The sequence below is a fragment of the Micromonospora sp. B9E7 genome (assembly GCF_039871815.1).
In the GTDB taxonomy this organism is placed as follows: Bacteria; Actinomycetota; Actinomycetes; order Mycobacteriales; family Micromonosporaceae; genus Micromonospora.
Window position 1 is genome coordinate 415,901 of record NZ_JBDPLX010000002.1, and the last position, 21,940, is coordinate 437,840.

Annotated in this window: 18 protein-coding genes and 1 pseudogene; 6 read left to right on the forward strand and 13 right to left on the reverse strand. The window is 71.0% G+C overall.

Annotated elements, in window-relative coordinates; genetic code table 11:
• Window positions 1-50: 50 nt before the first annotated feature.
• The 5 genes from ABGB10_RS04595 to ABGB10_RS04615 form a co-directional block, all read right to left on the reverse strand.
• Window positions 51-1,076 carry a YihY/virulence factor BrkB family protein gene (locus ABGB10_RS04595; protein WP_347659581.1) on the reverse strand — a complete coding sequence of 342 codons (1,026 nt, stop codon included), beginning with the start codon at window positions 1,074-1,076 and terminating at the stop codon, window positions 51-53.
• Between the two features lie 63 nt (window positions 1,077-1,139).
• Window positions 1,140-1,949, reverse strand: coding sequence for an ABC transporter permease (locus ABGB10_RS04600; RefSeq protein ID WP_347659582.1), 810 nt, complete (start codon window positions 1,947-1,949; stop codon window positions 1,140-1,142).
• 9 nt (window positions 1,950-1,958) lie between these two features.
• Window positions 1,959-2,747 carry an ABC transporter permease gene (locus ABGB10_RS04605; RefSeq protein WP_347659583.1) on the reverse strand — a complete coding sequence of 263 codons (789 nt, stop codon included), beginning with the start codon at window positions 2,745-2,747 and terminating at the stop codon, window positions 1,959-1,961.
• 264 nt (window positions 2,748-3,011) lie between these two features.
• A complete protein-coding gene (locus tag ABGB10_RS04610; RefSeq protein ID WP_347659584.1) occupies window positions 3,012-3,203 on the reverse strand; it encodes a DUF397 domain-containing protein in 192 nt (63 codons plus the stop codon).
• Window positions 3,194-3,997 carry a helix-turn-helix transcriptional regulator gene (locus ABGB10_RS04615; protein WP_347659585.1) on the reverse strand — a complete coding sequence of 268 codons (804 nt, stop codon included), beginning with the start codon at window positions 3,995-3,997 and terminating at the stop codon, window positions 3,194-3,196. The genes ABGB10_RS04610 and ABGB10_RS04615 overlap by 10 nt, the downstream gene beginning before the upstream one ends.
• Window positions 3,998-4,247: 250 nt before the next feature.
• On the opposite strand from ABGB10_RS04615, the gene ABGB10_RS04620 reads away from it, so the two are divergent.
• Window positions 4,248-4,475, forward strand: coding sequence for a flavin reductase (locus ABGB10_RS04620; protein WP_347659586.1), 228 nt, complete (start codon window positions 4,248-4,250; stop codon window positions 4,473-4,475).
• Between the two features lie 11 nt (window positions 4,476-4,486).
• Here the strand turns inward: ABGB10_RS04620 and ABGB10_RS04625 are convergent, their stop codons facing one another.
• Window positions 4,487-5,419, reverse strand: a complete 933-nt coding sequence (locus tag ABGB10_RS04625; RefSeq protein ID WP_347659587.1) for an ABC transporter ATP-binding protein — start codon at window positions 5,417-5,419, stop codon at window positions 4,487-4,489.
• 132 nt (window positions 5,420-5,551) lie between these two features.
• Between ABGB10_RS04625 and ABGB10_RS04630 the strand changes: the two genes are divergently transcribed.
• Both ABGB10_RS04630 and ABGB10_RS04635 read left to right on the forward strand, forming a co-directional pair.
• Window positions 5,552-7,873 carry a TRAP transporter fused permease subunit gene (locus ABGB10_RS04630; protein ID WP_347659588.1) on the forward strand — a complete coding sequence of 774 codons (2,322 nt, stop codon included), beginning with the start codon at window positions 5,552-5,554 and terminating at the stop codon, window positions 7,871-7,873.
• On the forward strand, window positions 7,870-8,877 hold the full coding sequence (locus ABGB10_RS04635; protein WP_347659589.1) for a TAXI family TRAP transporter solute-binding subunit: 1,008 nt from the start codon (window positions 7,870-7,872) through the stop codon (window positions 8,875-8,877). Before ABGB10_RS04630 ends, ABGB10_RS04635 begins: the two co-directional genes overlap by 4 nt.
• A gap of 9 nt (window positions 8,878-8,886) precedes the next feature.
• Here the strand turns inward: ABGB10_RS04635 and ABGB10_RS04640 are convergent, their stop codons facing one another.
• Together ABGB10_RS04640 and dnaG are read right to left on the reverse strand one after the other, a co-directional pair.
• Window positions 8,887-9,423 carry a hypothetical protein gene (locus ABGB10_RS04640; protein WP_347659590.1) on the reverse strand — a complete coding sequence of 179 codons (537 nt, stop codon included), beginning with the start codon at window positions 9,421-9,423 and terminating at the stop codon, window positions 8,887-8,889.
• Window positions 9,424-11,326 (reverse strand): annotated as a pseudogene (gene dnaG, locus ABGB10_RS04645) (DNA primase). It lies immediately after the preceding gene.
• A 113-nt stretch (window positions 11,327-11,439) separates the two neighbouring features.
• On the opposite strand from dnaG, the gene ABGB10_RS04650 reads away from it, so the two are divergent.
• Window positions 11,440-12,645: a low temperature requirement protein A gene (locus tag ABGB10_RS04650; protein WP_347659591.1), complete on the forward strand. Its 1,206-nt coding sequence runs from the start codon at window positions 11,440-11,442 to the stop codon at window positions 12,643-12,645.
• A 6-nt stretch (window positions 12,646-12,651) separates the two neighbouring features.
• Here ABGB10_RS04650 and ABGB10_RS04655 read toward each other — a convergent pair whose 3' ends face one another.
• Genes ABGB10_RS04655 through ABGB10_RS04665 form a run of 3 tightly spaced genes read right to left on the reverse strand, consistent with a single transcriptional unit; the run spans window position 12,652 to window position 15,167 of the window.
• Complete coding sequence (locus ABGB10_RS04655; protein ID WP_347659592.1) at window positions 12,652-13,500, reverse strand: siderophore-interacting protein; 849 nt, start codon at window positions 13,498-13,500, stop codon at window positions 12,652-12,654.
• A 14-nt stretch (window positions 13,501-13,514) separates the two neighbouring features.
• A complete protein-coding gene (locus ABGB10_RS04660; protein ID WP_347659593.1) occupies window positions 13,515-14,771 on the reverse strand; it encodes a deoxyguanosinetriphosphate triphosphohydrolase in 1,257 nt (418 codons plus the stop codon).
• 42 nt (window positions 14,772-14,813) lie between these two features.
• Window positions 14,814-15,167, reverse strand: a complete 354-nt coding sequence (locus ABGB10_RS04665; RefSeq protein WP_347659594.1) for a VOC family protein — start codon at window positions 15,165-15,167, stop codon at window positions 14,814-14,816.
• A 255-nt stretch (window positions 15,168-15,422) separates the two neighbouring features.
• Between ABGB10_RS04665 and ABGB10_RS04670 the strand changes: the two genes are divergently transcribed.
• A complete protein-coding gene (locus tag ABGB10_RS04670; RefSeq protein ID WP_347659595.1) occupies window positions 15,423-15,926 on the forward strand; it encodes a roadblock/LC7 domain-containing protein in 504 nt (167 codons plus the stop codon).
• Between the two features lie 43 nt (window positions 15,927-15,969).
• Here ABGB10_RS04670 and ppdK read toward each other — a convergent pair whose 3' ends face one another.
• A complete protein-coding gene (gene ppdK, locus ABGB10_RS04675; protein WP_347659596.1) occupies window positions 15,970-18,678 on the reverse strand; it encodes a pyruvate, phosphate dikinase in 2,709 nt (902 codons plus the stop codon).
• A gap of 314 nt (window positions 18,679-18,992) precedes the next feature.
• Here ppdK and ABGB10_RS04680 point away from each other — a divergent pair, with 314 nt between their 5' ends.
• Window positions 18,993-20,696, forward strand: coding sequence for a beta-N-acetylhexosaminidase (locus ABGB10_RS04680; RefSeq protein ID WP_347659597.1), 1,704 nt, complete (start codon window positions 18,993-18,995; stop codon window positions 20,694-20,696).
• 22 nt (window positions 20,697-20,718) lie between these two features.
• On the opposite strand, the gene ABGB10_RS04685 is transcribed toward ABGB10_RS04680, so the two are convergent.
• A complete protein-coding gene (locus tag ABGB10_RS04685) occupies window positions 20,719-21,891 on the reverse strand; it encodes a Clp protease N-terminal domain-containing protein (RefSeq protein WP_347659598.1) in 1,173 nt (390 codons plus the stop codon).
• Between the last annotated feature and the right edge of the window lie 49 nt (window positions 21,892-21,940).

Genomic DNA, 21,940 nt, shown 5'->3' on the forward strand with positions numbered 1-21,940 from the left:
GGCGGGGCGATTGGCGCTGAGCCGTGGCTGCGGGGCGCAGGGCTGAGCCGTCAGCGGCGGCCGGCTGAGTTGCGCTTCTTGCGGAGCTTGCGGTCGTCGCGCAACTCGACGTACGGCTCGTCATCCACCGCGTGGCCGGCCGAGATCGCCCGGCCGCGCTCCAACTCGGCGTCGAACTCGGCGCCCAGGAGGATCGCGATGTTGCTCAGCCAGAGCCACACCAGGAAGATGATCACCCCGGCCAGCGTCCCGTACGTCTTGTTGTACGAACCGAAGTTGCTCACGTAGAAGGCGAACAGGCCGGAGATCACCAGCCAGATCACCACGGCCAACACCCCACCCGGGCTGACCCAACGGAAGCCGCCGTGCCGGGCGTTCGGCGACGCCCAGTAGAGGATCGCGAACATCAGGCTGACCAGGATCAGCAGCACCGGCCACTTCGCGACGTCCCACACCGCGACCGCCGTCGAGCCGACCCCGATCACGTCACCGACCGATTCGGCGAGGCGACCGGTGAAGACCACGATCACCGCGCTGGCCAGCAGCAGCACCCCGATCACCGCGGTCACGCCGAGTCGGATCGGCAGGGTCTTCCAGATCGGCCGTCCCTCCGGCACGTCGTAGATCGTGTTGGAGGCGCGCATGAACGCACCGATGTAGCCCGACGCGGACCAGAACGCGGCCACCAGACCGATGATCGCCGCGATGCTGGCCAGGCCACCGTTCTTGTCCGCGGTGCCGATCGCATCGGTGATGATCTGCCGGATGCTGTCGTTCGGCACCGCCTGGTTGACGGTGTCCCTGACGCCCTCGGTGGCGCTCTCGCCGAGCAGACCGAGGATGGAGATCAGCACCAGCACGCCGGGGAAGATGGACAGCACCCCGTAGTAGGTCAGCGCCGCCGCCCAGTCGGTCAGGCTGTCGTCCTGGAACTCGGTGACCGTCCGGCGCAGTGCCGCCTTCCACCCACTGCCGGGCAGGTCGGTGGGGCTGTCCGGCCCCGCGTCGGGACCGACCGGCGCGCTGCCGGGACCACGCTCCTGCTCCCGCTGGGCGGAAGACTCGTCCGAGGCCATCGCCCCTCCTCATCGTCGGCGGTGTCACCTCCGGACATGCCCGTCGACGGTCGGGCGTAACCCCTACTTGTAGAGCAACCTGCCCATCCGGCGTGAAGCCACCAGCAGCCCGACCGCCACCAACACCAGCAGGTAGAGCACGTCGAGCAGCCAGAGCCACCCGCCGCTGCCCAACGTGACCCCCCGGATCAGGTGCACCGAGCGGTACAGCGGAGTGATCTCGACCAGCCAGTGCAGCAGGGTCGGGTAGGCCTGGGCCGGCACGAAGGTGCCCGAGAACAGGAAGAGCGTGAACTGGGCGGAGCCCACCAGGTCGAAATCCTGCCAGCTGCGCATAAGGGTGGAGATCGCCATGCCGAGCGCCCCGAACGCGAACCCGACCAGCACCGCGGCCGGGAAGGCGGTCAGCGCCCGGGTGACGCTGGTCAGGTCCAGAGCGACCATCACCCCGAGGAACGCGGCCGAGTAGGCGCTGCCCCGCAGCATCGCCCAACCCAACTCACCGACGGCGATCTCGAACGGCCGTACCGGGGTGGCGATCATCCCGTCGTACAGCTTCATGTACTTCATCTTGCCGAAGAAGTTGAACGTGGTCTCCGCGAGCGCTCCGGTCATCGCCGACGAGGCGAGCATCGCCGGGGCCACGAACTCGGCGTACGAGACCAGTCGTCCGTCGGGCAACGGCAGGTCGCCGACCAGCGCACCGACGCCCACCCCGATGGAGAGCAGGTAGAGCAGCGGCTCCACGAAGCCGGAGAGCAGCAGCAGCCAGTAGACCGACTTCAGCGCCGCGAGGTTGCGCTCGACCACCGACCCCGACCGCCGGGACGCGGCGGAGACGTCGACCAGCCGGGGCAGGATCAGAGTGACCACGACAGCCTCCTAGACGACGAGCTTGCGACGGAACATGCGCACCGCCAGCAGCCAACCGACGACGGCCCAGGCAGCCAGGTAGAGCAGGTGCCCGACGATCGACCACTGTGGGGCGACGCCGAGCGTGGCCGCCCGACAGAGGTCGACGGCGTGCCACAGCGGCGTCACGTACGCCAGCCACCGCAACCCGTCGGGCAGTGACTCGACCGGAAAGAACACCCCGGCGAAGAGCGTCATCGGGATGACCGCGAACCGGAACAGCATCGCCAGCCAACTGTCGCCGGACACCGTCGCCGCGTACGCGAAGGTCGGCGCGGCGACGGCCAGCCCGAGCAACGCGACCACCGGCAGGGTGAGCACCGCCCACGGCGAGCGCAACGCCCCGAACAACCCGGTGACCAGCAGGAACGCCGCGATGGTGGTGAGCACCCGGAACAGCACGAAGGCCAGGTGCCCGGCCACGATATCGCCCACCCGCAGCGGCGAGGCGCTCTGCGCGAAGTAGGTCTTGACCCACTGGAAGTTGCTGAACACCGGCCAGGTGGAGTCACCGACGGTCACCTGAAGCGCGGTGGAGGCGATCAGACCGGGCACCAACCAGTCGAGGTAGCGCACCCCGCCGACACCCTGGTCGATGTACGCCCCGACGCCCAGCCCGAACCCGAGCACCGTCAGCACCGGCAGCAGGAACGAGGAGAACACCCCCGCCCGCCAGGTGCGCCGCAGACCGACCAGGTAGTGCTCGAACACCGCGTACGCCGGCACCCACGGGAACCGCGCCGATCCCGCCGCACTCACACGACCACCCCCGCCCACCGCGCCGGCCACCACGACCTGTCTACCCCCGGGGTACGACAGACCGCGGTCACCCTACGGCGACCCGGCCGACCTGTCGCCCAGGTTTCGGGTGCCTCGGTCGACGCGCCCGCCGCCTTGATCGACTCGGTTTTCAGGGAGTCGGGGTATCAAACGCCGCGGGATGCCCCGCTTTCCTCAAAGCCGAGTCGATCAGAGAGCCGCGATCCTCTGGCCGTGCCAGCGTCGCGGCGTGACGACCGCTGCCTACCGGCGGACGGGATCAGACCCGACGAACGTGCGCCACGCGTCAGGCGTGAAGACCAGCACCGGCCCGGCCGGGTCCTTGGAATCGCGAACGGCCACCAGCCCAGGCAGATTGTCGGCAACCTCCACACAGTTACCGCCGCTGCCGTTGCTGCGGGTGCTCTTGCGCCAGCGGGCGCCGGTCAGCTCCATGTCTCCGCCACTTCCGTGATCAGGTCGAGGGACTGCTGCTGCGATAGTGCCTCACCCCGGATCGACTCCCACACCTCGACCATCTGACGCACGTACTCGGATCGGTCGATCACCTGCCCGTGGCGCTGCCCGTCCAGGTAGACGACATCCTCTCCGGTGGCGGTGGTGGCGATCACGAAGGGACCATCGAGCCCAGCGTACGCACCGGCGGAGAGCGGCACGACCTGGATTCGCACCCGGGGCAGGGCCGAGCCGAGCTTCACCAGGTGACGCAACTGCTCACGCATCACCTCCGGCCCGCCGACGTGCCGGCGCAGCGCGTACTCGTCGACGACCAGGCTGAGCAACGGCGGGCGATCCCGGGTGAGCACGCCCTGCCGGTCGAGTCGGGCGGTCACCTGCTGCTCGACCTCGTCCGCCGCGAAGAGCCCGGCACCGGCCAGGATGGCGCGGGCGTAACCCTCGGTCTGCACCAGGCCCGGCACGTAGAGCGGCTCGAACGAGCGCAGCGCTGTGGTCTCCTGTTCGATGCCGGCCCAGTCGCGGAACCACGGCACGACGGCCTCACGGCTGATCCGCCGCTGGATGCGCTCGAACCTCCCGTCGGCCTGGAACACGGCGTCACACCGACGGGCGAAGTCCAGACTCGGCCGGCGCTCGAATGTCTCCACCTTGGCGACCAGCGCGCCCGAATAGCTCAACGCCTCGGCCAGCGCCGACTGTGACATGCCGGTGGAGGCTCGGGCCAGCCGCAGCTCCTCCGCGAAGTGCTCCAGCATGGACGAACTCTCCACGGACAACCTCCGTACATCTTCGTACCGTGCCGAGCCGACCGCCGTACGCGCTGGTCGTCGGCGTGCGGAACCTCCCACCGTAGTCGGATCCTCACCAGACTGTCACGCAGCGGAACCGCTCACGGGATCGGACGGCGGGCGGAACCAGGCCGGGAGCGCCCCGTGACCCCCGATCCGGGGCGCTCCCACCCATCGATGGAGGTTCCCCCGTGCGACTCAGCTGGTCGGCTCGTGACGGTGGCGGGCACTGATGCCCCGGTACCGCCCACACGTGGCGGCACGTCCGTCCTGGCGTTGCCGGGTCTGCGGCGCGGCGTGGCCCTGCTCGCCGGCCCGCCTGTCGCTGCTCGGCGAGTACCGCGAGAACCGAACCGGCCTGCTCATCTATCTCGCTGCACTGCTCGACGAGGCGGCCGGGGACCTGCCTGGACAGGATCTGCCGATTGAACGATTCCTCACCTGGGCCAGAGCCCGTTGAGCGGTGATCGGTCAGTCGACCAGGGTGCGGCCGGTCAGGTGCAGGAAGACGTCCTCCAGGCCACTGCGCCGCACCAGCACGTTGGCCGGGTTGAGCCCCAACGCGGCGACCTCGGCGACCGCGGCGTCGCCGTCGGGCACGTAGAGCAGGACCCGGTCGGGCAGCACCTCCACCCGCTCCCCCAGCCCGTCGAGCTTGCCGGCGAACGGTTCCTGCGACTCGGCCGCGAAGCGCAGCTCGACCACTTCGCGGGTCGAGTGCTGCTCGATCAACGCGCGGGGTGAGCCCTCCGCGACGATCCGCCCGCCGTCCATCACCACGAGGCGGTCGCAGAGCTGCTCGGCCTCATCCATGTAGTGCGTGGTGAGCACCAGCGTGACGCCCTGTTGCTTGAGCCGGAACAGCCGCTCCCACACCAGGTGCCGCGCCTGCGGGTCGAGCCCGGTGGTCGGCTCGTCCAGCAGCACGATCTCCGGGTCGTTGACCAGCGCACGGGCGATGGTCAGCCGACGCTTCATCCCGCCGGACAGCGGCTCGACCTTGCTGTCGGCCCGCTCGGTGAGCTGGACGAAGTCGAGCAGCTCGTCGGCCCGCTCCCGGGCAGCCCGGCGCGAGATGCCGAAGTAGCGGGCGTAGACGGTCAAATTCTCCCGGACGGTCAGCTCCGGATCGAGATTGTCCAACTGCGGGCACACGCCGAGACGCGCCCGGATCGCCGGCCCGTCGGCAACCGGATCGAGGTCGAGGATGCGCAGCTCCCCGGCGCTGGGTGGAGAGGTGCAGCCGACCATCCGCATGGTGGAGGACTTGCCGGCGCCGTTGGGCCCGAGGAAACCGAACGCCTCACCCGAGCGCACCTCGACGTCGATGCCGTCCACCGCGGTGAAGTCACCGAACCGCTTCACCAGCCCGCGAGCCTGAATCAGTGGTCGCCCCAAAGTCACCGCCCGACCCTAACCGCCGGGTCCGACAGCCCTCCACGCAAATATCCTCCCGCGCCCGACCGGCCACCCCGTCAACGGCGAAACGCCGATCTATGCCCCACCGGTTCGCCGATCGACGTGTATCGTCCCCTCGTGTCGCCCATCAGCTCGCCCGATGGTTCTTCGTCACCCGTCCGACCAGCCAACTCTCCCGCTGGCGAGCCCGCGACGGGGCCCGGCAGCGCGGCCCCGCGACCGCGACCATCAGCCGATCCCACCGAGGCCCCCGCGACCGGGCACGACCCGAGCAAGGACGACCCGACCGGGTACGGCGACGGCGACTCCGTCGCCGAACGGGCGACGCGGGATCTCGCCGCCCAGTTCGAGGACGAGAAGCCGGGCCGGGTGTTGACCGGGCCGGCGGGTCTGCTTCTCACCGGGGCGGCGCTGGCGGTCGGCGCCCTCGCCCTCTGGCAGGTGTTCCGCCCGCTGTCGCAGGGCAGCAAGTACTACCTGATCATCTTCCTGGCCGGCGTACTCCCCCTGGTTTTCCTCGCCTACCCGGCCGACCTGCGGCTGCCGGCCCGCCTCCGTGCCCGGCGACGACGCAGCGACCAGGACCAGAGCGCCGGCAACGACGGAAGCGCCGACCGCGGCCACAGCACCGACCTCACCGCGACGCCATCGTCAGTGCGACCCACCGCGACGGACTGGGTGCTGGTCGTGCTGGCCGTGGTGGCCTGCCTCTACCCCGTCCTGCCGATCCCGATCGGCACGGGTGGCGGCGGCTACAACGCCTTCCTCGACCGGCAGGGCCTGCTGGCGCCGATGGACCTGGCGCTGGGCACCGTCCTGCTGCTCCTGCTGCTGGAGGCGTGCCGGCGCACCACCGGGTGGATCCTGCCGGCGGTCTGCCTGCTGTTCCTCGGCTACGGCTACTACGGCGGGTTGCTGCCGCAGTCCTGGCCGGTCGCGCACGCCGGCCTGGATTTCAGCCAACTGGTGGACGCGTTCTACAACTCCGACAGCGGTTTCTACGGCACTCCCCTGGACGTGGCCGCCTCGTACATCGTGCTGTTCACCATCTACGGGGCGGCGTTGGAGTTGTCCGGGGCCGGGCGGTTCTTCGTCGAGTTGTCGGCTGCCGCGTTCCGCCGCTCGCGCACCGCCGCCGGTCGGACGGCGGTGGCCTCCGGCTTCCTGCTCGGCACCGTCTCCGGCTCCGGGGCGGCGACGACGGTGAGCATCGGCGCGGTCACCTGGCCGCTGCTGCGTCGCGCCGGCTATCCCCCGGAACGGGCCGGTGGCATGTTGGCGGCGGCCGGGGTGGGTGCGATCCTCTCCCCGCCCACCCTGGGCGCGGCGGCGTTCATCATCGCCGAGTACCTGGGCGTCTCGTACCTCCAGGTGCTGGGCTGGGCGACGGCGCCCACGGTGCTCTACTACCTCGGCATCCTGCTCTCGGTGGAGATCGACGCGCGCCGGTCCGGCGTACGCCCCGTCGTGATCGACGTCGGCTCGCCGTGGCGTCTGCTGGCCCGCTTCGGCTACCACTTCGCCTCGCTGATCGCCATCATCGTGTTCCTCGCGGTCGGCATGTCCGCGACGAGGGCTGTCGTCTTCGCCATCGTGCTCACCGTCGCGTTGTCGTTCCTGGCCCCGAAGAACGAGGACCGCGCGCACCGGCTCACCCCGGCCCGGCTGGTGACCGCGCTCGTCACCGGGGTACGCGGGGTGCTCGCGGTGACGGCGGTCTGCGCCGCCGCCGGCATCATCACGGCGACCACCACGAAGACCGGCCTCGGGCCGCAGGCGGCGGCGCTGTTGATCGGCGGGGCGAAGGCCGCCACCTCGGACCCGACACTGGTCCTGGTGCTCACCGCGCTGCTCGCCGCCGTCGCGCTCAGCCTGCTGGGCCTGGCCGTGCCGGTCACCGCCTCGTTCGTGATCGGTTGGGTGATCGTCGGCCCGGCCCTGCTCGATCTGGGCGTGACCGCGCCCGCCGCGGCGATGTTCGTCTTCTACTTCGCGGTCCTGTCCGAGGTGTCGCCGCCGACCGCGCTCGCCGCGGTGGCCGCCGCCGCGGTCACCGGTGGTCGGCTGGTGCCGACCATGTGGCAGACCCTCCGGTACGCCCTGCCGGCGTACCTGACCCCGATCGCGTTCGTCATCACGCCGGCCGGGCTGGGTCTGCTCGGCATCGGCGGCGTCCAGCGGATCGTGTTCGCCGCCGTGGTCACCGCGCTCAGCGTCGCGGTGCTCGCCGTCGCCGCCGGTGGCTGGCTGCCTGGCGTGGGCCCGGCCGGCGTCCCGGAGCGGGTGCTCGGTGCGCTCGCCGGCGTCACCCTGCTCTGGCTCGAACCGGTGCCGGTCACGGTCGGCGCGACGCTGGCCGCCGTGGCGGCGGTGGGCGTCCTCATCCGACGCGGGTCCGCCGGCAGACCATCGTCCAATCCTGTGGAGGAGAAACTGTGAGACGAATCGACGTACGGCTCGCGGCGGGCCTGAGCGTGCTCGCCCTCGTCACGGGGTGTGGGGGCCAGCAGGGCGGTGCGGCCAAGGACGACACGGCCAGCGAGGTCACCTGCGAGGTGACCAAGGAGACCCGCGTCGGCATCGCCACCGGCAACGCGACAGGCGTCTACTACGTGGTCGGCAACGCCCTGGCCGGGCAGTTGTCCGCAACGACCGGTGGCAAGCTCACCGGCACCGCCGCCGAGACCGGCGCCTCGGTGCAGAACGTCGAACAACTGGTCGGCGGCCAGTACGACGTGGCGTTCTCCCTGTTCGACACGGCGGTCAACGCGGTCGAGGGCAAGGGCAGCTTCACCGCACCGCAGCCGGTGGAGGCGCTGGCCCGCATCTACGACAACTACACGCAGGTGGTGGTCCGCAACGACTCCGGGATCTCCTCGGTGGCCGACATGCGCGGCAAGCGGATCTCCACCGGCTCACCGAAGTCCGGCACGGAGGTGATCGCCAACCGGCTGTTGGAGGCCGCCGGCCTCGACCCGGCCAAGGACATCCGGGCGCAGCGACTGGACCTGACCAAGACGATCGAGGGGGTCAAGGACGGCAGCGTCGACGGATTCTTCTGGTCCGGTGGTCTGCCCACCGGGGGCCTGACCGACCTGTTCACCACCGCCGGCGACTCGGTGAAGTTCGTCGACATCGCGGCGCTGCTGCCCCAGATGACCGCGTTGAGCCCCGGCTACCAGGAAGGCACGATCGGCCGGGACGCGTACCGGACGGCGGCCGACACCCCGACCATCGTCGTACCCAACGTGCTGTTGGTCCGCAAGGACCTGGACGCCAACGTCGCCTGCGCGATCACCCGGACGGTGTTCGACAAGCGCGACGCCCTGGCCCAGGCCAACCCGGCGGCCAAGGGGATCTCGCTGGAAAAGGCCCGCAGGACCCTGCCGGTGCCGCTGCACCGAGGCGCCGACAAGGCGTTGAAGGATCTCGGCGCGAACTGACCCGACCGGTCAGAGGTCGGCCGGCGCGGTGGCGGCGCGGGCCACGCCGACCAGACGGTCGGTCTCGGCGAGCAGGGCCTCGTCGTCCGCCGGGGTGCCGGGGTCGAGTCGGACCGTCCAGGTCAGACCGTCGACCCCGGCCACGCGGCGGGCCGCGACCCGCGCCGCGCCGCCGGGCACCGGCTGGTGCTCGGTGTACGCGACCGAGCGTGTCACCCGCGCCCGCACCTGGTGTGGCAGCTCGCGCGGGTCGAGGAGGAAGTACGTCTCGGCCGGGCCGTCGGCGACCACCGTGTAGCCGTCGCGTTCGAGGACGGTCTCGGCGGGCGTGACGGTCAGCTCCCGGCCGGACCAGACGGCCTTGAGGATGTCGTGCCAACCGAGCCGGTGCCCCCGCCCGGGCAGCCACAGCCCGAGGTTGGTGGCGACCACCACGCCGTCGCCCTCACCGTTGCCGACCGCCGCCCAGGCCAGCACCCGTTCGTCGGCGGTCAGTGGGGGCCGGTCGGCCGGTGGCAGTTTCGGCTTGCGGCTGAACAGTCCCATCTAGAGGCCTCCCGCAGCCTGCTCGCGAAGCGCCCGGGCGTGCTGCTCCAGGGACAGCAGCTCACCGAAGGCCGCGAAGTACTCGTCCTTGTTGTTGACCGGGTTGATCCGCTGGATGCGCGACTTGAGGTCCCGGATCCGGGCGGTCACCGACCCGAACTGCACCCGCGCCATCGTGATCGACACGTAGCGTGGGTCGGGCTCCCCGTCGATGCGCAGCGGCTCCACCGCCAACTCGCCGACCAGCGCCGCCGCCGCCAGGTCGTCGCAGGCGTCCCGGACCGACTCGATCCAGACCGCGCCGCCGGTCGCCGACGCGGCACCACCGGCCGCCGCGATGGCCGTACGCACCGCGATGTGCACCGGGTGGCGGTATTCCGTCGCCTCGACCGCGTCGAACATGGGCCCGGCCAGGACCGGCTGTTGGAGGGCGAGCTTCAGCGCCTCCCGTTCGACCATCGACTGCGGGCTGTCCACCGCCGGCTCGGGGCGGGCCGGCGCGGGGCGGGCGGCCGGTGCGGCGTCGCGGGTGCCGGGCGGCGGGGTGTTCGCGGCGGCGAGCACCGCCCGTTGCACCGGCTCGATCTCCATGCCGAGGTCCATGGCGAGCTTGCGGACGTACTCCGGGCGCTTCTCCCGGTCCTTCAGGCGCGCGACCAACGGCGCGGCGTGGCGCATGGCCTCGACCCGGCCGTCGACGGTGTCCAGGTCGAAGCGGCCGATCACGTGTCGCAGCGCGAAGTCGACGAGCGGCTCACGGCGTGCGACCAGGTCCCGAACCGCCAGGTCACCCTTGGCCAGCCGCAGGTCGCACGGGTCCATGTTGTCCGGGCTGACGGCGATGAACGTGCGGCCGACGAAACGCTGGTCGTCCTCGAAGGCACGCAGTGCGGCCTTCTGGCCGGCGGCGTCACCGTCGAAGGTGAAGATGATCTCGCCGGCCACCTCGTCGCTGTCGAACAGGAGGCGGCGCAGAACAGCGATGTGGTCCGCGGCGAAGGCGGTGCCGCAGGTCGCCACCGCCGTGGTCACCCCGGCCAGGTGGCAGGCCATCACGTCGGTGTAGCCCTCGACGATCACCGCACGCCCCTGCTTGGCGATCTCCCGTTTGGCCTGGTCGATGCCGTAGAGCACCTGCGACTTCTTGTAGATCGGCGTCTCGGGGGTGTTCAGGTACTTCGGGCCGTCGTCGTCGTCGAAGAGTTTGCGCGCGCCGAAGCCGATCACGTCACCGGCGAGGTCGCGGATCGGCCAGAGCAGCCGGCGGCGGAACCTGTCGATCAGGCTGCCGGAGCGGGCCTCCCGGGACAGCCCGGCCGTGACCAGCTCCTGGTGGGTGAAACCCTGCTGGCGCAGGTGCTTGGTGAGCAGGTCCCAGCCCTCCGGCGCGAAGCCGCAGCCGTAACGCTCGGCGGCGGCCCGGTCGAAGCCCCGTTGGGCCAGGAACTCCCGGGCCGGCCGAGCGCCCGCGGTGCTGAGCTGCGCCCGGTAGAACTCCACCGCCGCGGCGTGCGCGGCGACCAGACGCTGGCGCTGACCCTGCTGCGGGCGGGGGCGCGGGGTGCCCTTGTCGTCCTCGATGTAGCGCAGTTGGATGCCGGCGCGGCCGGCCAGCCGCTCGACCGACTCCACGAAGCTGAGGTGGTCGGCGTCCATCAGGAACTTGATCGCGTCGCCGCCGGCCCCGCAGCCGAAGCAGTACCAGACGTTGCGGGCCGGTGAGACGTTGAACGACGGGCTCTTCTCGTCGTGGAACGGGCAGAGGCCCTTGAGGTTGCCGCCGCCGGCGGACTTCAGGGTGACGGTCTCGGAGATCACATCCCCGATCGAGGTGCGTTCCCGGACCAGTGCGATGTCCTCGTCCCGGATCCGCCCAGCCATTCGCCACCCCCTCGCCGTACATCCTGCCCTGCCGGACCGACGACACGGCGGCCGGGGGACGCCGGTGTGGCGACCACCGCTGCCGGCTGGGCGGTTCCGGCCCGCAGGCCGGGTCCGCCCGGGGACCATGACCAGATGCGCAGGGTACGGACCGCCGCCCCCCGCCTGCCGCGATGGGTGGCCGGGTGGATGGGGTTGGGCGGACAGGCCCCGCAGACGGACGAGGCCGGACACCGGCACGCCACCTGGCTGGAACTCTTCCTCGACCTCATCTTCGTGTACGCGCTGGCGGCCGTGACGGCCCGGCTGGGTGACGAGCCGAGCCCGTCGCCGACCGCCGTGCTGGCCGTGATCGGGCTCTTCGTGGTGATCCAGTGGGCCTGGATGGGGCAGGTCTACTACGACACCCGGTTCGACCCGGACGACGCGCTGCACCGGCTGCTGGTGCTCGTCGCGTTGGTCGGCGCGGGCGCGATGACGCTCGGCGTCGACGAGGTTCCGGAGAGCGTGCTCCTGCCGGTCGGGTACCTGATCGTGCGGGGCGTGCTGCTCCTGCTGTACCTGCGTGCCCGGCCGACCAGCCCGAGGGCCCGTACGGTGACGACCGTCTACCTGATCGGTTTCGGGTCGGGTTGGCTGATCTGGCTGGCGTCGCTGACGGTGCCCAGCGAGGTGCGCCCGGTGCTGTGGATCGTCGCGATGGTCATCGAACTGTGCACGCCCTGGGTCGGTGTGCGCTGGCTCAACAACTGGCCGGTGGACAACCGGCATCTGCCGGAACGGATCGGGCAGTTCACCATCATCGTGCTGGGCAGCGCGCTGGCCAGCCTGCTCTTCGCCGTGCCGGACCACCCCCCGCCGCACATGATCCTCACCGCCGCGTTGGCCTTCCTGATCCCGGCAGCCGTCTGGTGGGTCTACACCACGTTCGTCACCACCCGGCTGACCCAGAGTCGGCTGCGCGGGGGGCAGGCGTACAGCTACCTGCACATCCCGCTCGGCGGCGCGCTGCTGCTGCTCGGTTGGGCGCTGGGGCAGGTGGTCCGGCTGGTCGACGCCAACGCGACCCACCTGCCGCTGGAGCTGCGGCTGCTGCTGGGCGCGTCGATGGTGGTGTGGACGGCATGCGGCCTGGCCCTGTACTGGCTGTGGACCCGGCCGAGCGCCGCCCGGTTGGCGATCGCCGCCTACGGGGTGGTCTCGGTCTGTGTGATCACCACGACGGTGCACCAGCCGAGGCTGATGCTCTCGCTGCTCGCGATCGCGGTCGTCGGGTACGCGGTGCTGCTCAGCCGTCGACTGGCCCGGGCCGGCGCGGCGAACCGCACGCCCGAGGGATGAGCGGCCTCAGGCTGCCCGGGCCCCTCCGACGGTGATCTCCTCCTCGGCGGTCACCTGCCGGTTCCAGTCGGCCTTGGTGGAGCGCCAGCCCTCGTCGTCCATGCCACGCCGCCAGTAGCCGGAGATGGAGAGCCGGTCGAGCGGCACACCCCGCTCACCGCGCAGCAGCCGGCGCAGTTGCCGGACGAAGGCCGCCTCACCGTGTACGAAGGCGTGCACCTGCCCGGCCGGGAACTCCAGCGCCCGCACCGCCTCGACCAGCGCCTCGCCCACCGGGCGTTCGCCACGCTGCAACCAGGTCAGCTCGACCGCTCCCGGGCTGAGCAGCTTCTGCTCGTCCTCCGGGTCGCCGATCTCCACGAAGACGTGCGCCGGGGCACCCAGTGGCAGCCGCTCCAGCGCGGCGGCGATCGCCGGCAGTGCGCTCTCGTCGCCGACCAGCAGATGCCAGTCCGCCTCCGGGTTCGGGGCGTACGCGCCACCGGGGCCGACGAAGTGCACGGCGTCACCGGGGCACAGCGCGGCAGCCCAGGGACCGGCCAACCCCTCGTCACCGTGGTACACCACGTCGACCGTCAGCTCCGCCGCCAGCGGATCCCAACGCCGCACCGTGTACGCGCGCAGCCGGGGCCACTGCTCCCGGGGCAGGTCCCGGCGGATCGCGGCGAGGTCCAACGGCTGCGGGTACGCGACACCGGGCTGCGGGAACACCACCTTGATGTAGTGGTCGGTGAACTCGCCCACCGGCAGACCGGTCAGCTCGTCGCCACCGAGGACGAGCCGGATCAGATGCGGGGTGGGCCGCTCGGTGCGCAGCACCCGGGCCGAGGTGACGTTCCTGGGGCGTTCCGTCATGCAGTTAGGCTAGCCTAAGCTGCCCCGTCGTGAGTCGGCGGTGCACTCCCGCCCACCAGGCGGGTGTGCCAGGTCACGGCCGCCGGGTCGGTGAGCGAGGCGACCTGGTCGACCACCACCCGCAGTCGGGCCGTGTCGTCCGGGGCCGCTCGCCACAGCGCGGCGAAGATCGGATCGAGCCCGTCCGGCGCCCGCCGGACCAGCGCCGCGACCAACTCGGCCAGCATGGTCCGCTGCCGCTCGTAGCGACCCCGGAAGCCGGACCGACGCATCACGTACCGCAGCGCGATCCCCTTGAGCAGGGCACACTGCGCCCGGACCAGCCGGGGCACCACCAGATCGGCGGCGTAACGGCGGTGCGGCCCAGGCCCGAAACGCTCCTCCGTCGCAGCCACCGCGGCGGACACGAACCGACCGGTCACCCCGCTGGTGGTCGCCTTCAACGCGACCTGCGCGCGATGGCTGCCGTCGTACCCGGCCAGCGGGGCGAGCAGCGGGTCGGCCAGCAACTCCACCAGCACCTCGGCCAGGTCGGCCGCGGACTCCCCCGAGTACGCGCCGGCCACGTCGGCGCAGAGCGCGGCCCGCTCGTCGGCGTCCGCGAGCAACGGGCGCAGCGTCACGTACCCGCCGTGGATGCCGTCCTCCACGTCGTGCACCGAGTACGCGACATCGTCGGCCCAGTCCATCACCTGCGCCTCCAGGCAACGCCGGTCGCCAGGCGCACCTGCCCGGATCCAGTCGAAGACCGCCACGTCGTCGGCGTACACCCCGAACTTGCGCTCGCCGGGGCGGCGCGGCCAGGGGTACTTGCCGATCGCGTCGAGCGACGCCCGGGTCAGGTTGAGCCCGGCGGACGAACCGTCCGGGGCGAGCACCTTCGCCTCCAGACGGGTCAACACCCGCAGGGTCTGCGCGTTGCCCTCGAAGCCGCCGCACGGCGTGGCGAGCAGATCCAGGGCCGCCTCGCCGTTGTGCCCGAACGGCGGGTGCCCGAGGTCGTGGGCCAGCCCGGCCACGTCCACCACGTCCGGGTCACACCCCAGCCGGGCACCCATCTCCCGGGCGATCTGGGCCACCTCCAACGAGTGGGTCAGCCGCGTACGCAGGAAGTCGTCGGTGCCTGCGGTGTGCACCTGGGTCTTCGTGGCCAGCCGCCGAAACGCCGCGGAGTGCAGCACCCGGGCACGGTCGCGCTCGTACGGTGAGCGGCGGTGCCCGGTGTCCTTGGGCGACTCCTCGACCAGCCGCGCGTCCGGCTCACTTCTCACGCAGCCGCCGCTGTTCGCGACTGCGGGGCTCGCAAAACCGGCTCACTCCTCGCGCTCACGGAGAACGCAGAACTCGTTGCCCTCCGGGTCGGCCAACACCGTCCAGTCGACGTCGCCCTGGTCGATGTCGACGTGCCGGGCGCCCATGTCGACCAGCCGCTCGACCTCGGCCTCCTGACTGACGGGGCGCAGGTCGAGGTGCAGCCGGTTCTTGCGCTCCTTGCCCTCGGTCACCGGGCCGAAGAACAGGGCGGGCAACTGGTCCGGGGACTGGCGGATCTCCACGCCGCTCGGAGTCTCGGTGACGACCTGATAGCCGAGCGCCTCGGCCCACCAACGGGCCAGTCGGGCCGGATCGCGGGCGTCGACAGTCAGGCTCTCCCAGACACTGGTCATGCAGTCACCTCTTCCCGTTCGACGCGGCGCCCAATCGGCCGTGTGCGAGCGAGCCAAGATTACGCCCGCCACAGGTCCTCAGCCCGCCCCCGACGCATCGACGATGGGGCCACAACCGCCGATCGGCCTGGAGTTGCCATCCGATCGCCGACGGTTATGGGCTCGCGGGCGGAGGTGGCTACCGGTAGCGTTCCCGGCGCGGAACGTGACCAGCCGATCGACATGCCAATCCCGACCGGTAAGGGGAAGAATCTCGTGGACGCAGACACGGTGGTGGGAACGGAACTACGCGGGCTGCGCCGCCGTCGACCCGAGATCGCCGGCACCGTCCTGGCCGGCACCGACGGGCTGCTCATCTCCAGCGACCTGCCCAGCACCGACGCCACCCATCTCGCCGCTCTCGCCGCGGCCAGCTTCGGGATCGGTCACCGGGTGGCCGACACGGTCCGATGTGGTGAGTTCCGGGAGTCGGTCGTGCGCACCAGCGCAGGCTGCGTGGTGACCTACCCGGCCGGGCGTTCCGCCCTGCTGACCCTGGTCACCGTGTCGCCCGGGGAGGATCTGGAGGCGCTGCACGAGGAGGCCCGCGCCGTGGCCCGTCGGGCCGGCACAGTGGTGGACCGGCGCGGCGGAGGTGGTGTCGGCACCACCGCGGTTCCGGAGGCACACGGCCCGCTGGCCGTGCGTACGCCGATGGCGACCCTGCCCACCCAGTTGCGCCGCTCGTCCCGGCCCACCTGGCGTCGCCCGCCGATCTGAGTATCGGCGGCGGACCGGTCGTCCGGTCCGCCGCCGAACTGCCTCAGCGGCTGTCCGACCCGCCGGTCTCCACCACCGCCCGGCCGGCTTCCAGCCGGGCCACCGGCACCCGGAACGGCGAGCAGGACACGTAGTCCAGGCCGACCTCGTGGAAGAAGTGCACCGAGTCCGGGTCGCCGCCGTGCTCACCGCAGATGCCGAGCTTCAGGCCGGGCCGGGCCGCGCGGCCCTCCTCGGCGGCGATGCGCACCAGTCGACCGACGCCGTCGCGGTCGATCGACTCGAACGGTGAGATGCCGAAGATGCCCAGCTCCAGGTAGCGCCAGAAGAACGCTCCCTCGACGTCGTCGCGGGAGAAGCCCCAGCCCATCTGGGTCAGGTCGTTGGTGCCGAAGGAGAAGAACTCGGCGGCCTCGGCGATCTGGCCGGCGGTCAGCGCCGCCCGGGGCACCTCGATCATGGTGCCGATCAGCACCTCGACGCCGCTGTCCCCGACCACCTCGGCGATGATCTTCTCGGCCTCGGCACGGACCGTCTCCAACTCCTGCACGGCCCCGACCAGCGGCACCATGATCTCCGGCTTCGCCACGCCACCGCCCCGGGCGCAGGCGACGGCCGCCTCGGCGATGGCCCGCACCTGCATCGCGAACAGGCCCGGGATGACCAGGCCGAGCCGGACGCCCCGCAGGCCGAGCATCGGGTTCTCCTCGTGCATCCGCCGGACGGCGGCGAGCAGCGCCTCCTCCTTGGCCACGTCCTCGCCGCGTTCCTGGGCGACCGCGACGTTCACCGCGAGTTGCTCGAGCGGTGGCAGGAACTCGTGCAGCGGCGGGTCGATCAGCCGGACGGTGACCGGCAGGCCGTCCATTTCGCGGAAGATCTCCTCGAAGTCGGCCTGCTGCAACGGCAGCAGCGCCGCGAGCGCCGCCTCCCGCTCGCCCGGGGCCCGAGCCAGGATCAGCCGCTCGACCAGCTCCCGCCGGTCGCCGAGGAACATGTGCTCGGTGCGACACAGCCCGATGCCCTCGGCGCCGAAGCGCCTGGCCCGGGCGGCGTCCGCGCCGGTGTCGGCGTTCGTGCGGACCGCCAGCCGCCGCTTCCCGTCGGCGTGCGTCATGATCCGGTGTACGGCCCGGACCAGCGCGTTGTCGATGTGCTCGGGGTCGAGGCTGCCCTCGAAGTACTGCACGACCTCGGAGGGCATGACCGGCACCTCACCGAGGTAGACCTTGCCGGTGGTGCCGTCGATGGACACGACGTCGCCCTCGTTGACGGTCTGCCCGGCGACGACGAAGCGCTTCGCCGGGACGTTCACCTCGATCTCGTCGGCGCCGGAGACGCAGGTCTTGCCCATGCCCCGGGCCACCACGGCGGCGTGGCTGGTCTTGCCACCTCGCGAGGTGAGGATGCCCTTCGCGGCGATCATGCCGTTCAGGTCGTCCGGGTTGGTCTCCCGGCGGACCAGGATCACCGACTCGCCCTCGGCGGCCAGCTCGACGGCCCGCGCGGAGGTGAAGACGACCTTGCCGGACGCCGCGCCGGGCGAGGCCCCGATGCCCTTGGCGACCGCCTCGAACTCGTGGTCGAGCTGGAAGCGGGGGAACATCAGCTGGGCCAGTTGCGCGCCGTTGACCCGGTGCAGCGCCTCGTCCAGGTCGATCAGGCCCTCGTCGACGAGCTGGCCGGCGATGACGAACGCGGCGGCGGCGGTGCGCTTGCCGACCCGGGTCTGCAACATCCACAGCTTGCCGCGTTCGATGGTGAACTCGATGTCGCAGAGATCCTTGTAGTGCTCCTCCAACCGCGCCATGATGCCGAGCAGCTCGTCGTAGGAGGACTTGTCGAGCTGCTCCAGCTCCTGCAACGGCACGGTGTTGCGGATGCCGGCGACGACGTCCTCGCCCTGGGCGTTGGCCAGGTAGTCGCCGTAGATGCCCTGCGCGCCACTGGCCGGGTCACGGGTGAACGCGACACCGGTGCCGGAGTCCGGGCCGAGGTTGCCGAAGACCATCGTCACCACGTTGACCGCGGTGCCGAGGTCGGCCGGGATCCGCTCCTGACGACGGTAGAGCACGGCGCGCTCGGCGTTCCACGACTCGAAGACCGCCCGGATGGCGAGGTCGAGCTGTTCGCGCGGCTGCTGCGGGAACTCCCGACCGGTGTGCTTCAAGAAGATCTTCTTGTACGCGTCGACCAGCCCACGCAGGTCGTCGGCGTCCAGGTCCAGGTCGTTGTGGGTGCCCTTGGCGTTCTTGGCCTCGTCGAGCGCGTGCTCGAACTCCTCGCCCGGCACCTCGCAGACGGTCTTGCCGAACATCTGGATGAGGCGGCGGTAGGAGTCCCAGGCGAACCTGTCGTTCTGCCCTGCCTGCGCGGAGAGCCCGACCACGCTCTGGTCGTTGAGACCGACGTTGAGGACGGTCTCCATCATGCCGGGCATGGAGAACTTGGCGCCGGAGCGGACGGACACCAGCAGCGGGTCCTGCGGGTCGCCGAGGCGCTTGCCCATCGCGCGCTCCAACGATTCCAGGTGCGCCTCGATCTGCCCGGCGAGCCCGTCCGGTTCCCGTCCCGTCGCGAGGTATGCCTGGCATGCCTCGGTGGTGATGGTGAAGCCCGGCGGGACGGGCAGGCCGAGGTTGGTCATCTCGGCGAGGTTGGCGCCCTTGCCGCCGAGCAGGTCCTTGAGATCCTTGTTGCCTTCGGAGAAGTCGTAGACGTACTTGTGATCGACGGTCTCTTGCGCTGCCACCAGAGCCTCCACAACACACGCGCCGGATTGACACTTAACGAAGGTTCAGTTTTCTGTACCCCGAGGCGGACCACCGGTAATCCCGGGTCGACGCCGATCGGTGGGCGAAGGTTAAGCGAACATCGAGCGACCTGGGACCGTTCGGTGACAATTGGCACAGCCATCACGACTATCCGTGTTCGTACCGTTTTCTGGGAACGCTTCCATGCGCACCAACACGCATCCTCGCCGAGCGTCGTACGCTGGATGGCACGCCAGCCGGCGAACCTCACTTTTGCCATAACCGACGCGAATACACCCCCGGAGTCGCCGCCGTGTCGACCGCCCCCTCCCCCGGCCCTGCCGCCACCCCCGCCACCAACCCGGTGCCGCTGCCGGCGGTGGAACCAGACGCGGCCACGCTGGCCCGCGCGGCCGAGCGAGCCGCGGGCGAGGCGCTCGCCCCGTCGGCCGCACACCGGTTGGCCGACGTGGTGCCCGCTCCCCAGCGGGTCCAGCCGGATCCCACCGGAGACTGGACACTGCCCGCCGAAGCGGTCATCGTGGCCAGCCCCGACCCCGCCGCGCTGGCGGTCGCCGAACAGCTCGCCGGGCTACTGCGCCCGGCCACCGGCTACCCGCTGCCGGTCACCGACGCCGCCGCGCCGGCACCGGTCGACGGCATCGCGTTGGTGCTGGACGAGACCGCCGCCGACCTCGGCGCGGAGGGCTACCGGCTCGACGTCACCACCAACGGGGTACGCGTCACCGCCGTCACCGCCACCGGGCTCTTCCACGGCGTACAGACGCTGCGCCAACTGTTGCCGGCGGCGATCGAGAGCCCGACCCCGGTCACCGAACGGTGGGCAGTTCCCGGCGGGACCATCACCGACGCGCCGCGGTTCCCCTACCGGGGCGCAATGCTCGACGTCGCCCGGCACTTCTTCGCCGTCGAGGACGTCCTGCGGGTGGTCGACCACCTGGCCCGTTACAAGCTCAACCACCTGCACCTGCACCTCACCGACGACCAGGGCTGGCGGATCGCCGTCGACTCCTGGCCGAAGCTGACCACCGTCGGCGGGGCGACCGAGGTCGGTGACGGCCCCGGCGGGTTCTACACGAAGGCCGACTACGCACGGATCGTCTCGTACGCGGCCGCCCGGCACATCACCGTGGTCCCGGAGATCGACCTCCCCGGGCACACCAACTCGGCGCTGGTCGCGTACCCCGAGCTGGCACCGGACAAGATCGCGCCGCCGCCGTACACCGGCACCGAGGTCGGCTTCAGCTACGTCGACCCGGCCGACGACCGGACGTACGACTTCATCGCCGACGTTCTGGGCGAACTGGCCGCGATCACACCCGGCCCCTGGCTGCACATCGGCGGCGACGAGGCGTTCAAGGTGAAGGGCGAGGTCTACACCGGTTTCGTCGAGCGGGTCCAACGCATCGTCGCCGGCCTCGGCAAGACCGTCGTCGGCTGGCACCAGCTCGCGCCGGCCGCCCACGTCGACGGGCGGGTCCTGCAGTGGTGGGGCACGAACGGCGAAGACCCCACCACGGTCGAGGCCGTACGCCAGGGCGCCCGACTGATCGTCTCCCCTGGCAACCACGCCTACCTGGACATGAAGTACGCCCCGGACACCCCGATCGGGCACGACTGGGCCGGCCTGATCGACGTACGGAAGGCGTACGAGTGGGACCCGGGCACGCACGTTACCGGCGTGCCCGCCGAGGCCGTGCTCGGCGTGGAGGCGCCGCTCTGGACCGAGTCGGTCACCTCGCTGGCGGACATCGAGTTCCTGCTTCTGCCCCGGCTCCCCGCCATCGCCGAACTGGGCTGGTCACCGCGCGCGACGCACGACTGGGCCGGCTTCCGCGACCGCCTGGCCGGTCACGGGCCACGTTGGGCGACCGCCGGGATCGCCTTCCATCGCTCGGTCGAGATTCCCTGGCCGGCGAGGCCTACGACTCCGGTCCCTGCGACCCGCCAGCCGGCCGGCGACGCCCAGTTGCCGCTCGGGAGCGACGCGGGGTAGCGAGGGCGCCGACGGCGCGGTGTCAAGGTCGACTGCCGCCGCCGTGAGCGCTGTCCTCCACCAGACGATCAGTGAGATCCCGCCGCAGTTCGTGAAGGCCGATCAAGCGGCGGAGCAGCCGCTGCGCCGCGCAATCGTCGAGGGCGAGCATCGCCAGCACGAGGTGGCTCGTGCCGACCTCACCGTTGCCGCACAGGCGAAGCGCTTCGTTCGTCACGGCTGCTGCCTCCGCACCGAACGGCGGATCAGCCCGTAGGCTGCGCCAGCGGTACGTCCGGTCCCCCGTCGAGGCGGGTTGCGGCAGCACGGCAGCCCTGCTCACGATCGCCGACACGTCGAGCCCTCTTTCTGCGAGGAACTCGCCGGCAGCGTTGGCCGCAGCCCATGGTTGCGCGACAGCGCGACCGGAGTAGGCGAGCTGTTCGTCGAGCGAAAGAACAGCTGCCAGTACGCCGACGCTGTCCACCTGAGCGGCACCCATCCGCACCGTCTGACGGATCGCCTCCTGATCCAGCGACGGCAGGATGAGGCCGATCTCGGACCGCAGTATCAGCCGGCTCACCCGCGACCGTAGTCGCCGTGACAACGCTCCGCCCTGCCCGTTCAGCACACCCATGCCGGCAAGGAAGCCCGCGGTGAAGGTCACCGGCGTCCCCTCCGCCGCCACCGACACCTCCATCGGGACGGCACGCACGATGTCTTCTCCGCAGATGCCGAGGTTCGCCAACGCCACACTCGCCCGGCAGGCCGGATCCTCGACGAGCGCACCCAGCAGGTGCATCCCGTGGGCGTACCGGACCCCGTGGGTTCGAGCAATACCCAGGGCGTTCCGTACGGCGGCATGGACCGCAGAACTCCACAACGGCGGCGAAACGAGGTTGTCGTACCCCAGGTCGCGCCGGGCGTTCCACATCGCCTCACGCAGGACAGCCTCGACCTCCTGGTCGACGGGTGACCGCGAATCTCCGGACGACTCGACCATCGCCGCCTCGGACGGAATGTCCGAAGCCACGCCCCCAAGGTGCTTGGCCTTCCGGCCGAGCAGCCGTTTGAATGACATCATCCGGGTTGTCAGCTCGACTGCCACATCCGACGTGTCGACGACATCGCGCCCACCGCGCCAGCTAACACCTGCCGCACCGGCCAAGGTCCAGGTGAGCTCTCTGCCCGCTCGGGGCTGCCATACCGTCTTCACGTATCCCCCACCACCGCCAAGGGGTCAGTAACCACGTGGTTCGGCCCCG